General features: G+C 65.0%; 13 protein-coding genes. 12 read left to right on the forward strand and 1 reads right to left on the reverse strand.

Annotated elements, in window-relative coordinates:
- Nucleotides 1–3: 3 nt before the first annotated feature.
- A complete protein-coding gene (locus tag GDH07_RS03325; RefSeq protein ID WP_152896672.1) occupies nt 4–492 on the reverse strand; it encodes a sigma-70 family RNA polymerase sigma factor in 489 nt (162 codons plus the stop codon).
- 211 nt (nt 493–703) lie between these two features.
- Between GDH07_RS03325 and GDH07_RS03330 the strand changes: the two genes are divergently transcribed.
- The 12 genes from GDH07_RS03330 to GDH07_RS03385 all read left to right on the forward strand — a co-directional run bounded on the left by GDH07_RS03330 (nt 704) and on the right by GDH07_RS03385 (nt 14446).
- Nucleotides 704–1009, forward strand: coding sequence for a DUF3649 domain-containing protein (locus GDH07_RS03330; protein ID WP_152896673.1), 306 nt, complete (start codon nt 704–706; stop codon nt 1007–1009).
- Nucleotides 1006–2583 (forward strand): PepSY-associated TM helix domain-containing protein, encoded by a 1578-nt coding sequence (locus GDH07_RS03335; protein ID WP_152896674.1) that lies wholly within the window; start codon nt 1006–1008, stop codon nt 2581–2583. The genes GDH07_RS03330 and GDH07_RS03335 overlap by 4 nt, the downstream gene beginning before the upstream one ends.
- Nucleotides 2584–2910, forward strand: a complete 327-nt coding sequence (locus GDH07_RS03340; protein ID WP_022642391.1) for a DUF3325 domain-containing protein — start codon at nt 2584–2586, stop codon at nt 2908–2910. It abuts the gene before it with no gap.
- Nucleotides 2911–2924: 14 nt separating this feature from the next.
- Complete coding sequence (locus tag GDH07_RS03345; protein WP_022642392.1) at nt 2925–3500, forward strand: RNA polymerase sigma factor; 576 nt, start codon at nt 2925–2927, stop codon at nt 3498–3500.
- Nucleotides 3497–4486, forward strand: a complete 990-nt coding sequence (locus GDH07_RS03350) for a FecR family protein (RefSeq protein WP_343038123.1) — start codon at nt 3497–3499, stop codon at nt 4484–4486. Before GDH07_RS03345 ends, GDH07_RS03350 begins: the two co-directional genes overlap by 4 nt.
- A gap of 168 nt (nt 4487–4654) precedes the next feature.
- Nucleotides 4655–5062: an ExbD/TolR family protein gene (locus GDH07_RS03355; protein ID WP_152896676.1), complete on the forward strand. Its 408-nt coding sequence runs from the start codon at nt 4655–4657 to the stop codon at nt 5060–5062.
- Between the two features lie 4 nt (nt 5063–5066).
- The gene (locus GDH07_RS03360; protein WP_152896677.1) at nt 5067–5846 is read left to right on the forward strand and encodes an energy transducer TonB family protein; all 780 of its coding nucleotides are present in this window, start codon (nt 5067–5069) and stop codon (nt 5844–5846) included.
- Between the two features lie 42 nt (nt 5847–5888).
- Nucleotides 5889–8129: a TonB-dependent receptor family protein gene (locus GDH07_RS03365; RefSeq protein ID WP_343038124.1), complete on the forward strand. Its 2241-nt coding sequence runs from the start codon at nt 5889–5891 to the stop codon at nt 8127–8129.
- 28 nt (nt 8130–8157) lie between these two features.
- A complete protein-coding gene (locus tag GDH07_RS03370; protein ID WP_152896678.1) occupies nt 8158–8799 on the forward strand; it encodes a MotA/TolQ/ExbB proton channel family protein in 642 nt (213 codons plus the stop codon).
- Between the two features lie 131 nt (nt 8800–8930).
- On the forward strand, nt 8931–10634 hold the full coding sequence (locus GDH07_RS03375; RefSeq protein WP_053134222.1) for a bifunctional metallophosphatase/5'-nucleotidase: 1704 nt from the start codon (nt 8931–8933) through the stop codon (nt 10632–10634).
- Between the two features lie 312 nt (nt 10635–10946).
- Complete coding sequence (locus GDH07_RS03380; protein ID WP_152896679.1) at nt 10947–13382, forward strand: TonB-dependent siderophore receptor; 2436 nt, start codon at nt 10947–10949, stop codon at nt 13380–13382.
- Complete coding sequence (locus GDH07_RS03385; RefSeq protein WP_152896680.1) at nt 13382–14446, forward strand: WD40 repeat domain-containing protein; 1065 nt, start codon at nt 13382–13384, stop codon at nt 14444–14446. The genes GDH07_RS03380 and GDH07_RS03385 overlap by 1 nt, the downstream gene beginning before the upstream one ends.

A 14446-nucleotide genomic window follows, 5' to 3' on the forward strand; every position in this document is an offset into this window, starting at 1 on the left:
CTCTCAAAGGGCGAAGTAGCAGCGCATGGCCGCCTTGTTCAGGTGGCGCTTGACCGTGGCGATGGAAATACCCAGCTCGCGGCCGATCTCGGCGTAGCCCAGGCCATCCAGTTGGCACAGCAGGAACGCACGCTTGACCTGGGGTGGCAGGCCATCGAGCAGGCTGTCCAGCTCCTGCAGGGTCTGCAGGATGATCGCCCGTTCTTCTTCCGAAGGCGCGACCTGCTCGGGCAACTGCGCCAGGGCTTCCAGATAGGCGCGCTCCAGGTCCTGGCGCCGGTAGTGATTGCACAGCACGCGCTTGGCGATGGTGGTGAGGAAGGCCCGGGGTTCGACGAGGAGCGGGGCTTCCCGGGCGCCCAGCACCCGGATGAAAGTGTCCTGGGTCAGGTCGGCGGCACTGTCGGGGCAGCCGAGGCGGCGCCGCAACCAGGTGTTCAACCAACTGTGATGGGCCAGGTAGAGACCTTCGACGGTAGCGGAATGGGACAAGCCGGACGCTCCTGCACTGACAAGACGCATAAGGTAACGAGAATTGTTCGCATTGTAGTGGGGCGATATGAGCTTCGGCAATTGGCGCGGATGGACGGGCAGGGCGATGACTCTCAGTGCTTTTTGCGTATGAGAATATTTATCATTAATATTGTCCGCCTTCTGTGCCCGGGCATGCGCCCCGGGCTTTCTTTTGCTGCAAGGTCCGAACATGAAAAGCAAGGCCGGCGGAATTCCCGCTTCCTATCGTCTGGCAGTGGCATCAAGGGTCTGCGCCGCGGTCCTGGGCGGCTACCTGCTGGCGGCGCTGGCCTGCGCCTGCCTGACCTTGCTGCTGCCGTTGTCCAAGGTCGACGCGGTGCTCAGCGCGATGATGAGTTCGTTCCTGTTCTACCTGCTGGCGGTGATCTGGTGCTTCGCCTGCCGCAGCGCCTGGCATGCCTGGTTCGGCTTGCTCCTGCCTTGCCTGGTGCTGGCGTTGGTGGCTGGCAGCGCCTATTGGGCGGCCCTGCCATGAAAGAGGGTTTGCGCCAATCCATGGCCTGGTTGCACACCTGGAGCGGATTGCTGTTCGGCTGGCTGCTGTTCGCCATCTTCCTCACCGGGACCCTGTCCTATTTCAAGCACGAGATCAGCCACTGGATGCAGCCCGAGATCCCGGCCCGGGCCCTGGACGCCGAGGCCAGCCTGGGCCTGGCCCAGCGCTACCTGGAGCAGCATGGCCAGGGCGCGCAACGCTGGTTCATCGGCCTGCCCGACGCCCGTGAGCCGGCCCTGTCGGTGGCCTGGCAGGCACCGGGCAAACCCGGCGAGCGCGGCGACTTCAGCGAGAAGCTGCTGGACCCGGCCACGGGCAGCGAGCTGCATGCGCGAGATACCCGGGGTGGCGAGTTCTTCTATCGCTTCCACTTCCAATTGCAGATGCCCTATCCGTGGGGTCGCTGGCTATCGACCATGGCGGCCATGGTGATGCTGGTGGCGCTGGTCAGCGGGATCATCATCCACAAGAAGATCTTCAAGGACTTCTTCACCTTCCGCCCGCGCAAGGGCCAGCGCACCTGGCTCGACGGGCACAACGCATTGGGCGTGCTGGTGCTGCCGTTCCACCTGATGATCACCTACAGCAGCCTGGTGATCTTCATGTCCATGGTCATGCCGGCGGGCGTCTTGATCGCCTACAAGGGCGACAACAATGCCTTTTTCCAGGACCTGCAACCGGCAGCCCGCAACACCCCGGCTGCCGGTGAGCCAGCGCCGCTGGCGCCCTTGCAACCGATGCTCAGGCAAGCCTTGCAGCACTGGTCGGGTGGGCGTGCGCAGCGGGTGGTAGTGAACAATCCCGGGGATGCGAACGCCTCGGTGCAGGTCATGCGCCATGGGGCCGACCAGGTGGCCCGCAACTTCGGCAGTGCGCTGGCGTTCAACGGCGTCACCGGCCAGCCCTTGTCGGAAAGTCCCGGGCAGTCTCTGCCCAAGGCCATCGGCGGCAGCTTCTATGGGCTGCACATGGGGGTGTTCGCCGGGCCGGTGCTGCGCTGGTTGTACTTCATCTGTGGCCTGGCCAGCACCGCGATGATCGGCACCGGGCTGGTGATCTGGCTCGGCAAGCGCCAACTCAAGCACGCCAAGAGCCCGGTCATGCCCTTCGAGCTGCGCCTGGTGGAGGTGCTGAACATCGCCAGCATGTCCGGGCTGGTGCTGGCGGTGGCGGCGTTCTTCTGGGCCAACCGCCTGCTGCCGGCCGGCTTCGCCGAGCGTGCCGACTGGGAGGTCAACAGCTTCTTCAGCGCCTGGGGCCTGGGCCTGTTGCATGCGGCATTGCGTCGTGGGCGCCGGGCCTGGATCGAGCAGTTGGCGCTGGCGGCCTTGTTGCTGGCCGGCATTCCGCTGCTCGATGCCTTGACCGCGCCGAACCTGGCCGATGGTTTCCTCAGTCGTGGGGACTGGACCCGGGCCGGCTTCGACCTGGCTTGCCTGGCCAGTGGCCTGTTCCTGGCCTGGGCCGCGTACAAGATGCAACGCGCCGCCCGGGCTCCTGTCGCCAACCAGTCCCGGGCCCGCTCTCGGGCCGCTGAAACCGAGGTGGATTGAATGCTCCTGGCCCTGTTGCTCTGTTATGCCGGCTTCACCGGTTTGTGCCTGTCCCTGGATCGGCACCACGGTGAGGTGCTGGGCAGCAAGCCCAGCGCCCGCCGTCGCCAGGGCCTGCGCCTGGGCGGCTGGCTGCTGCTGGGGCTGTCGCTGGTGGCCGCAGTGCAAGACACCGGCTGGAGCCTGGGGCTGGTGCAGTGGTGCGCGGTGTTGATGTGCAGCGCCTTGCTGCTGGTCTGGCTGCTGCCGTACCGCCCGCGCCTGGTGCTGTCCATGGCGGGCGCGAGCCTGTTGGCCAGTCCGCTGGCGGCCCTGGCCCAATTCTGAGTGCTGCGCCTGCGATGAATATCCTGCCGCCGGAACCCACAGAGCTGGATCGCTCCGACCCGCAGGGCACTCGTGCGCATTTTCTCCAGGTGTTCCTGTCCCAGCGGGCGCAGATGGAGGCCCTGGTCAGTCGCCGGGTCGGTTGCCGGGCCACCGCTGCGGACCTGGTGCAAGAGTTGTTCCTGCGCTTCTGGCGCCGGCCCCTGGTCCAGGTCGAGGAACTGAGCACCTACCTGCTGCGCTGCGCCGGCAATATCGCCATCGACCACCTGCGTAGCGAAGGAGCGCGAGTCCGGGTCAGCGCCGGCTGGGTGCCGGAGCAGCAAGACCAGCACGCTCTCGAGCCCCAGGCCGTGCTGGAGGCCGGTAACGATCTGCGCCATGTGGAGGCGGCCTTGCGCGGCCTGCCCCAGCGTACCCGGCAGATCTTCCTGCTCAATCGTATCCATGGGCGCAAGTACGCCGAGATCGCCAAGGCGATGGACCTGTCCCAAAGCGCCGTGGAAAAACATATGATGCGCGCCCTCGAAGCCTGCAAGGCCAGCCTGCGGGAGCCCTCGACCACGCGTACGCCAAGGAATGCCCCGTGAACCAGCGCTCCACCGTCACCCCGACGCCCGCTCAGGAACAGGCCGCCCTGGCCTGGCTGAGCCTGCTCCACGACCAGCCCAGCAGTGGCGACCAGGCGACTTTCAGCCAATGGCTGCAAGCCGACCCGGCCCATGTCGAAGCCTATGCCCAGGTCCAGGTGCTATGGGAGTTGAGCGAGCAGCCGGCGCGGACCCTGGCCGCCGAAGAGGACCAGGCCCTGCAAGGCTTGCTGCGGCAGATGGACGGGGCCAGGGGGCGGGCCCGGCGCCGCTGGTCGGTGGGCCTGGCGCTGGCTGCCAGCTTGTTGCTGGCCGTGACCCTGGGCGCCGGGTGGCAGCCGGGGCGCTGGGTCGACGACCTGGGCGCCGACTACGTGTCGGCCCCGGGCCAGGTGCGCACCGTGACCCTGGCCGATGCCAGCCAAGTGACCCTGGACGCCGACAGCGCCATCGCCGTGGACTTCAGCCATGGCCAGCGGCACGTCCAACTGCGCCGTGGCGCCGCGTTCTTCCAGGTCAGTCATACCGGCGAGTCTTTCGTGGTGAGCGCCGAGCAAGGCGAGGCCCGGGTCCTGGGCACCCAGTTCGAAGTGCGCCTGCAACCCCAGGGCGCCCAGGTCACGGTGCTGTCCGGGCGGGTCGGGGTCACGCCGGCCGAGGGCGCGCCCCAGCAAGTGCTTGGCGCCGGCCAGCAAGTGGCCTATGGCCAGGGCCAGGCCGCGCCGTTGCATGGGACCGACAGCGAAGCGCAACTGGCCTGGCGCCAGGGTTGGCTGAACTACTACCACGCACCATTGGCCGAGGTGGTCGCGGACCTGCGGCGTTATTTCCCGGGGCGCATCCTGTTGCTCGACTCGCAATTGGCCCAGCGCCGAGTCAGCGGCAGCTTCTCCAGCAAGGACCCGCAAGCGGTCCTCGACTCCCTGCAGGCAGTGCTGGGTTTTCGCCAGCACAAGATGTTCGGCAGGCTGCTCGTCCTGCGCTGAGAAGCCTGTTCCAGAGCTCCCGAACATTCATCGATATCACTTCGTTCTGTCACTAAACCGTTACACGAGGCGCGGATGATCTGCGCATTCCTGAGCACATGGTCAGGATCGGAGAGGGTTGTGATTCAGCTCTCGTAGGGGAGGGATGGCTGAAGCAGGAGCAAGTCGATGCGCAGCTGGGATGTAGCTAAAAAGAAAAAAGCCCATATCGAAATCATCCCGATGATCGATGTGATGATGTTTCTCTTGGTGTTCTTCGTACTCATCAGTCTCAACGTGATCCCGGCCGTGGGGATCAAGACGCAGTTGCCGGTCGCCAGTACCGCGCAACAGTTGAAACCGCAAAACAAGGCGGTCATCACCCTGGGCCTGCAGGAGCGCCTGCAACTCGATGGCCAGGACCTGGATGAAGGTGCCCTGCTGGCGCAACTCAAGATGCTCAATACCGGCAGCGAAAAGCTGGTGATCATCATCAACAGCGACCAGGGCGTGGAGGTCAAGCGCCTGGTAGCGGTGATGGACCTGCTCAAGGGCAATGGTTTCTCGTCCGTCTCCATCGCCACGCGCAAGTCCTGACGCCATGTTCAGTCTCTATCGAACCCGCAAGCTGCTGGCATGCCTGCTGCCGGCCGGCCTTCTGTTGCTGGTGATCTACAGCAGCCAGTTGCAGCGATTGCAGATCACGCCGGTGTACGACGAAAGCACCGTGGAAGTGGCCCTGGTGGATGCCAGCGAACTATTGGCCGTGGCCGAGCCGCCACCGCCCGAGCCGGAGCCGTTGCCCCTCGAGCCCGAGCCGCCGGTGGTGGTGCCGGATGAAGAGCCCCTGGTGATCGAGCCGCCCAAGCCCAAGCCGGTGGTCAAGCCCAAGCCCGTGGTACCCAAGCCGCTGGTGGCCAAGCCCGAGCCAGCCAAGCCCGTGGCGCCTAAACCGGCCCCGGCACAAGTGGCCAAGAGCACCCCGGCGCCGCAGCCCATCGTGGCCGAGGCGCCAAGACCCCCGGTGGCGACACCGGCCCCAGCACCGGCTCCAGCACCCGCGGCGCCGGCCAGTGCCATCAAGGAAAGCCTGTACACCGCCGCTTTGCGCAAGGAACTGGAAAAGCACAAGCAATACCCCAGCGGCCGCGAGGCCTCGTTGCAGCGTCCCCAGGGCGATGTGGTGATCTGGCTGGAAGTCGATCGGGCCGGCAACGTGCTCGACAGTGGCATCGAAAACAAGGCGCCGAACATGTTGCTCAACCGTGCCGCGCAAACCAGTTTGCGCCGCGTGGAAAAAGTCTCGCCGTTCCCGGCGGACGCCTTCTCGGGCAAGAACAAGCAACGGTTCACCGCGACCTTTAGCTACAACGTGGAATAACCCATCACCTATTAACGAAAGTTGTAAGCAAGGGATTGACCCGTGAAGATCAATAAACTTTATGCCCTGCTTCTGGCATCGGGCCTGGGCAGTTTTGCGCCATTGGTTCTGGCCGACGATACCGTGGACGTCGGTGCGGTGAACGTTGCCGGCAAACAGTCCCTGGGCAATGGCCACATGATCAAGGAAGAAAGCGCCAAGGCGCGTTCCACCGTGACCAAGGAAGCCATGGACCAGATGGCGCCCACCGCCAACGCCGTGGACAAGCTCAAGTACACTCCGGGGATCAACGTCTCCAGCACCGATGCCACGGGCCTGAGCGGCACCAGCTTCACCATGCGCGGGATGAACTCCGACCAGGTGGGCCTTTCTTCCGATGGTTTCCCGATCAACGACTCGGGTGACTACTCCATCTATCCGAACCTGATGGGCGATTCGGAAAACTTCAGCGAAGTGTTCGTCACCCAAGGCTCGTCCGAGGCCGACGGTCCGCACATCGGTTCCAGCGGTGGCAACATCGGCCTGGTGACCATACGCCCGACCAAGGACTTCGGCGTGTTCGTCAAGCAATCGGTGGGTTCGAACAACCTGCGCAAATCCTTCGCCCGGCTGAACACCGGCGACCTGGGCGGCTTCAAGACCTGGGTCTCGGCCTCCCACACCGAAGGCGACAAGTGGAAGGGCAAGGGCACCTTGCGTGCCGACAAGATCGAGTGGAACACCCTGTTCGAAGACGGCAACGGCAACTCCACCAACGCCATCTTCAAGTACAACAAGCAGGAGAACTACAACTACAACAGCGTCAGCAAGGCCCAGTTCCAGAACCAGGGCCGGCGCGTGGACTACTCGGAAAGCACCGTGTTCAAGAACGGCAGCGTGTCCCAGTCCTACAAGCTCAACCGCAACCCCTTCGAAAGCCTGACGGCTTCGGTGACCCAGCGCTTCCAGCTGCGTGACGACCTGAGCCTGACCTTCAACCCGTACTACGTGTGGTCCAACGGCGGCAGCTTCAGCGGCCAGACTGCCACTACCTTGTCCAGTTCCTCCAGCAAGGCTGGCAACTATGACCTGACGGGCCTGCCCGCCGGCAGCTACTACCGGCCCTCCTGGACCGAGACCTGGCGCCCGGGGATGACCACCAAGCTCAAGTGGGACCTCAACGAAGAGCACAGCCTGGACTTCGGCTACTGGTACGAGCGCGCCCGCCAGCGCCAGACCCAGCCCTTCATCGGCATCAAGGGCAATGGCGCGCCGGAGAACGTCTGGGGCGACTACAACGGTTCCGACCAACTGGTGGATCGCAATGGCGCCACGGTCCAGGGCCGGCACCAGTACACCGTGACCCCGGCACAGAAGCTCTGGGTGCAAGACACCTGGCAGGCGACCCCGGACCTGACCCTGACCGGGGCCCTGGCGTACCAGCATGTGGAGCGTGACGGCAACAACCTCGGCAGCCTGACCGACAAGCCGGAAAAGCGTAATGCCCGCTATCACCAGTTCCTGCCCAGCTTCAACGCCAAGTACCAGATCGATCCGAACAACCAGGCGTTCTACAACGTCACTCGCAACATGCGCACGCCACCCAACTACGTGCTCTACAACAAGGGCGATGCCATCAGCCTGAAACCCGAGTTGAGCTGGAACCAGGAGTTGGGCTGGCGCTACAGCGAAGACAACATGGCCCTGAGCGCGACGCTGTTCTACATCACCTTCAAGGACCGGCAGATCTCCACCACCGACGTCAATGGCGACTACGTGGTGGCCAACGTCGGCGAGGTGAAGAACCGCGGCCTGGAGCTGGAGTGGAGCGGGCTGCTGCCGCACAACTTCAACTACTACGCCTCGTACACCTACACCAAGTCCGAGCAGATGGACGACCTGACCAACAAGAACGTGCTGCTGCCGACCTCCGGCAAGCAACTGGCCAACGTGCCGGAGAACATGTTCAACCTGAGCCTGGGCTACGACGACTCGCGCTACTACGGCAACGTCGTCGGCAAGTACGTCGGCGCCTTCTACGGCGACCTGACCAACGACGAGAAGATCTCCGGGCGCACCGTGTTCGACCTCAATGCCGGTATCCACCTGCCGGTGGACAAGAAGGTGCTGAAGTCCGCGACCCTGCGTTTCTCGATGCTCAACGTGTTCGACAAGGAATACCTGGCCTCGACCCGCACCGTGTCGTTCAACTCGGTGAGGACCAATGGCCTGGCGCCGAGCACCGCCTACTACAACGTCGGCGAGGAGCGGACCGCGATGGTCTCCCTGGAAGCTGCGTTCTGATTCGTTTCAGGTACAAGAGGACATGACGATGGACATGAATCTGCTGCACGACATCACCTTCTACACCATGTACGGTGCGGCCGCGATCGCCTCCTTCATCGCGGTGGAGCGGGGCATCTACTTCAGCTTCAGCCTGCGCCAGGCAAAGAAACTGGAGACCGTGCTCAACCCGAAGATGCACAGCGTCGACGACTTGCCGGCGCAGCTGCGCGAGCGCAACAGCCTGCCGCTGGAGATGGTCGCCGAGCTGTTCGCCCACAAGCAGGGACTGGCCAGCCACAAGGACCTGGAAGACCTCAGCGAGTCGATCTACATCGCCACCCGCAGCAAGCTGATGCATGGCCTGTGGCTGCTGGAAACCGTGGTCACCGCGGCGCCGTTGCTGGGCTTGCTGGGGACCATCCTGGGGATCATCGACACCTTCAAGGCCCTGGCCGAGACCGGTGTCTCCGACCCGGGCGAGGTCTCCAAGGGTATCGGCACCGCGTTGTACGCCACGGCACTGGGGATCGCCATCGCCCTGGGCAGCATGATCTTCCACAACCACTTCCAGGATCGGGTCGAACGCATCACCGACCACCTGAAGATCCTGCTGCTGCGCGCCGGCATGGGCACAGCCCTGAAAGCCCCGGCGGCGCAAGCGGTGCATGGCACCCTGCAACCTGCCTGATAAGCTACGCGCCGTAGCCGCTGCCCAAGGCCGCGGGCGATGACCGGGCGGGCGCTCCCACAGCGTCCGCCAGGCTCGCCGCGCCGCCTGCGCCAGCGGCTTTTTCTTGCCGACAATACAAGGACTTTTCAATGTCGCGTCTTCGTCCCGTACCCTTGTTGCTGGGTGCGCTGACCCTGGCCCTGGCCACCCTGGCCGGTTGCAACTCGGTCTCCCACGAACCGCAACCGGTGGCGGTGAATATCGTCGCCATCAACGACCTGCACGGTAACCTGCAGGCCAACCCCTTCAGCTTCAAGGACCCAACCGCCCCCGGTGGCGTGCGCAAGCTCCAGGCCGGCGGCATCGCCACTCTCGGCGGCATGCTCGGCCAACTACGCCAGGAAGATCCACAGCTGTTGTTCATCGGCGCCGGTGACCTGGTGGGCGGTAGCCCGCCGCTGTCGGCCATGTGGGCCGACGAGCCGACCCTGGACGCCCTGCGCCAGATGGGCCTGAAGCTCAGCGCCATCGGCAACCACGAACTGGACCAGGGCAAGGCCGAGTTCCTGCGCCAGGTCAACGGTGGCTGCCAATCGCCACGACCGGACAAGGCCTGCCAGTTCCGCCCGGACTACGCAGGCAGCGGCTTTCCCTACCTGGCCGCCAACCTGATGGACAGCGACACCGGCAAGCCGTTGCTGCCGGCCTATCGCATCGAGGAGGTACGCGGGGTCAAGGTGGCCTTCGTCGGCGCGGTACTGCGCGACGTGGCGGCGATGGTCAGCGCCAAGGGCATGCGTGGCCTGCAAGTGGCGGATGAAGCCGATTCCATCAATAAACTGATTCCCGAGCTCAAGGCCCAGGGCGCCAACGCCATCATCGCCGTGGTGCACCAGGGCGGCGCGACCCCCGAGCCGTTCGACAAGCCCGACTGCTCGCAACTTGGCGGCGACATCATCGACGTGGCCAAGCGCCTCGACCCGGCGGTGGACGTGCTGGTCAGCGCCCATTCGCACCAGGGCTACCTGTGCAAGGTCGGTTCGCTGCTGGTGACTCAGGGCAATTCCTATGGTCACCTGCTGACCCACCTGACCCTGCAAGTGACCCCGGGCCAACACCGGGTCACGGACATCAAGGCAGTCAACCTGCTGGCCGACCCGGCGCGTTATCCACAGGACCCGGCCCTGGCCCGGTTGCAGCGCGACGTCGAGGCGCGCAGCAATGAGGTGCTGCTCAGCCCGGTGGCGGCGATTGGCGCCCCGTCCATCACCCGACGCGCCGATGGCGCCGGGGAAATGCCCCTGGGCGACCTGATCGCCGATGCCCACCTGGCCGCCGGCCAGGCCAATGGCGCGAAGATCGCCTTCATGAACACCGGCGGCATTCGCAGCGACCTGGCCCTGGAGCCCGGGCAGGCCAAGCTCAACTACGGGCAACTGGCGACCTTGCAACCCTTCAACAACGCCCTGGTTGCCTTCGACCTCACCGGCCGGCAGTTGCAACAGGTGCTCAACCAGCAGTGGAAGGGTACGGACGATGCCAACATCCTCCAGGTCTCCCGGGGCTTCAGCTACCGCTGGGACGCCAAGCGCCCGGTGGGGGATCGCGTGGTGCCGGGCAGCTTGCGCCTGGATGGCCAGCCGCTGCGTGCCGATGCCCGTTACCGGGTGGTGATGAACGCCTTCCTGGGCGAGGGCGGTGATCGCTTCAGCCTGTTCAAGGACGGCACCCAGCGCAGCGACCTGGGCATCAGCGACCTGGACGCCATGTTGCAGTACCTCAAGGACATGGAGCACCAGGGCAAGCCGGCCGGCTCCGCCACCAGCGCAGGAAGGATCCAGCGCAGCAACTGAGGTGTCCGGGCGGCCGCTGCGCAGCGGCCGCCGATCGGGCGCCGAAGATCCTGCGGACCTTGTCGCAGCTTCGCAGGCTCAGCAGCGGCTACAGGTGCGTGCGTTCGCTCGCTTCGTGTAGCCGCTGCCGCAGGCTGCGCCCGGTCGCGCAGCGGCCGTAGATCCGGCTTGCCAGGTCCGCTCGTCGACTCACTCCAGCGCGGCTGAAAATATTTTCAAAAAATTGCTGAGGTCTTTGCCCTCGACATCCGTGTAGTGCTTGAAAGTGCGATCAATTCGCATTCAATGTGCTCCTACACACGAGTCTCAAGCATGAAGTCCAGGGCAAATTCGGCGGCAAACGCTTCGGTAAAACGTTGGTTCGGCGCATCCGCGCTGATGGTGTCGGGGTTGGCATTGCTGCCTCTGGGCGTGGCCCTGGCGGCCGAATCCGGCAGTGCCCAGCACAGCACGCTGTTCAATTTCGCCATCGCGGCCAAGCCACTGCCCCAGGCCCTGAGTGATTTCACCCGGGTCACCGGTATCAGCGTGGTCTACACCTCCGAGGCGCCCTATGGCCTCAAGGCCCCGGCGCTCAATGGCCAATTCAGCGCCGAGCAGGCCGTGCAGCGCCTGCTTGGCAACTCCGGCTTCAGCTACCGGCGCAGCGATGCCCATACCCTGGTCCTCGAGCCATTGCCCCAGGGCGCAGCCTTGAACCTGGGCGCCACCAGTGTCACCGCCGTGGGCGCCGACGACAGCACCAGCTACCAGCCGCCGGCCACCACCTCGGTGGCGCGCAGCCAGGCGCTGAACCAGGAAATCCCGCAGATCATCAACGTGGTCCCGGCCCAGGTCCTGAAGGACCAGACCCCGCGCAACCTGGACGACGCGCTGAAGAACGTCAGCGGCATCACCCAGACCAACACTCTGGGCGGCACCCAGGATGCGGTGCTGCTGCGGGGTTTTGGCGACAACCGCAACGGCTCGATCATGCGCGACAGCATGCCGGTGGTGCAGGGCCGCGCCCTGAACGCCACGGCCGAGCGGGTCGAAGTGCTCAAGGGGCCGTCATCGCTGCTCTACGGCATCCAGGACCCGGGTGGGGTGATCAACGTGGTCAGCAAGAAGCCCGAACTGCAGCAATCCACCGCGCTGACCGTGCGCGGCTCGACCTACGGCTCGGGCAAGAACGGCAGCGGCGGCAGTCTCGACACCACCGGGCCGATCGGCGATTCCGGGTTGGCCTATCGCTTGATCGTCGATCATGAGGACGAAGATTACTGGCGCAACTTCGGCACCCATCGCGAATCCCTGGTGGCGCCGTCCCTGGCCTGGTATGGCGAGCGCACCAAGGTCCTGCTGGCCTACGAGCATCGCGAGTTCCTGACCCCGTTCGACCGTGGCACGGCCATCGATCCCAAGACCAACCATCCACTGGACATCCCGGCCACCCGGCGCCTGGACGAGCCGTTCAACAACATGGAAGGGCGCTCGGACCTGTACCGCTTCGAGGTCGACCACGAACTCGGCGACGACTGGAAGGCCCACTTCGGCTACAGCTGGAACCGCGAGACCTACGACGCCAGCCAGGTGCGCCTGACCGCAGTGAATGCCAACGGCACCCTGACCCGGACCATGGACGGCACCCAGGGCGCCCTGACCACCGACCGCTACGCCACCGCCAGCCTCGAGGGCAAGGTGCAGCTGGCCGGCATGCAGCACGACCTGGTGTTCGGCCTCGACGACGAGTACCGCAAGATCTATCGCGCCGACCTGATTCGCGGCAAGAACACCAGTTTCAACTACCGCAACCCGGTGTATGGCCAGCAGGTGGCGGGCACCAACGTCAGCGCCCCGGACAGCGACCAGACCGATCTGCTGCGCAGCGATTCGCTGTTCTTCCAGGACGCCATCCACCTCACCGACCAGTGGATCCTGGTGGGCGGTGGACGCTTCCAGGAGTACGACCAGTACGCCGGCAAGGGCCGGCCGTTCCATGCCAACACCAACAGCAACGGGCAGAAGTTCGTGCCCCGTGCCGGCCTGGTGTATCGCTACACCGACCAGCTGTCGTTCTATGGCAGCTATACCGAATCGTTCAAGCCCAACTCCAGCATCGCCCAGCTGGCCGGTGGCACCGCGGTGCTGGACGGCTCCATCGAGCCTGAAGAAGCCAAGTCCTGGGAGCTGGGGGCCAAGCTCGATATTCCCGGGCGCATCACCGCCAGTGCGGCGCTGTTCGACATCACCAAGCGCAACGTGCTGGTGTCCACCGCCACGGCGACCGAGACGGTCACCAGCGTGGCCGGCGAGGTGCATTCCAAGGGCCTGGAGCTGGACCTGACCGGCCAGCTCAGCGACCAGTGGAGTCTGATCGGCAGCTATGCCTACACCGATGCCGAAGTGACCAAAGACACTAAGTACAAAGGCAAGCAATTGCAGAACGTGGCCAAGAACAGCGGCTCGCTGTCGGCGGTCTACGACTTCGGCAGCCTGCTGGGCGGCGATCGCCTGCGGGTCGGCGCCGGTGCCCGTTATGTCGGCGAGCGCGCCGGCGATGCGCCCAACAGCTTCGACCTGCCGGGCTACACCGTGGCCGACGCCTTCGCCACCTACGACACCAAGCTCGAAGGGCAGAAGGTCAAGTTCCAGCTCAACGTGAAGAACCTGTTCGACAAGACCTACTACACCTCGTCGGTGAGCAAGTACTTCGTCTCCCTGGGCGACTCACGGCAAGTGTCGCTGTCCAGCACCCTGGAGTTCTGATGAAGATCCGTCACCTGTGGTTCCTGGCCCTGGGGTTCTGCCACCTGGCCCTGGCGGCGCAGCCCGAGGGCGCGGCGGCCGATGCCCGCTTGTATCACCGTGAGCACCAGGCGCTGTTGCCGGGCGCCGGTTCGAGCTGGGGGTTCATCGCCCTGGACCCGGTCCGGCCGTACCTGTTCCTGGCCCGGCGCGACAACGGCCTGAGTGTGTTCGATGTGGACAAGCAGCGCCCGCTGCGGACCCTGGAGCAGTCGGCGGGGGCCAATGGCGTGGTGTTCGTGCCCGAACTGGACCGGCTACTGGTGCTCAACACCGATGGCAGCCTGGGCGTGGTGCAGTTGTCCACACTCAAGCCGCTCAAGCGCATCGTCGTGACCCAGAGCAACCTCAACAGCGCGGTGTACGAGCCGAAAACCGGCCAGGTGATCATCGTCAGCGGGCGTCGGGCCGATCGCTCGACGCTGTTCGTCTTCGATCCGCAGCAGGAGCGGATCGTCGCCGCCCATGACCTGGCGGTGAAGAAGATCGACCCGCTGCTGCTCAAGGGCGATGGCAGCTTCTTCTTGCCGATGCGCGACGAAGGCGTGCTGGCGCGGCTGTCGTCCAGCAGCTTCGAGGTCCTGGATCGCTGGCAGTATCCCGATTGCCAGCGACCCAGTGCCCTGGCCCAGGATGAACAGCGTTCGCGGTTGTTCGTCGCCTGTCGTGGTGAGCGCCCACGGTTGCTGGTGCTCGATCGCGACAACGGCGCGCTCAAGGCCAGCCTGCCGATCACCCGGGACGTCAATGCCCTGGCCTACGACCCGCAGTCCCGCCGGGTGCTGGTGGCCAGCGGGGTGGACGCCAACCTCAGCCTGATCGCCCAGCTCGATGCCGACCACTATCAGGCGCTGGGCAGCGTCAGCACCCAACCCATGGCCTATAACATGGCGTTCGACCCGCGTAGCCGGAAGGTCTACCTGGCGGCGATGGACTTCACCCAGCCGGCGTCGGTCCCGGGTGAGCCGAAGGCGGATCCGTTGTTCCACGCCAATACCTTCAGCGTCCTGACCCTGGCGCCCTGA

It is taken from the genome of Pseudomonas piscis (assembly GCF_009380155.1).
Lineage (GTDB): Bacteria > Pseudomonadota > Gammaproteobacteria > Pseudomonadales > Pseudomonadaceae > Aquipseudomonas > Aquipseudomonas piscis.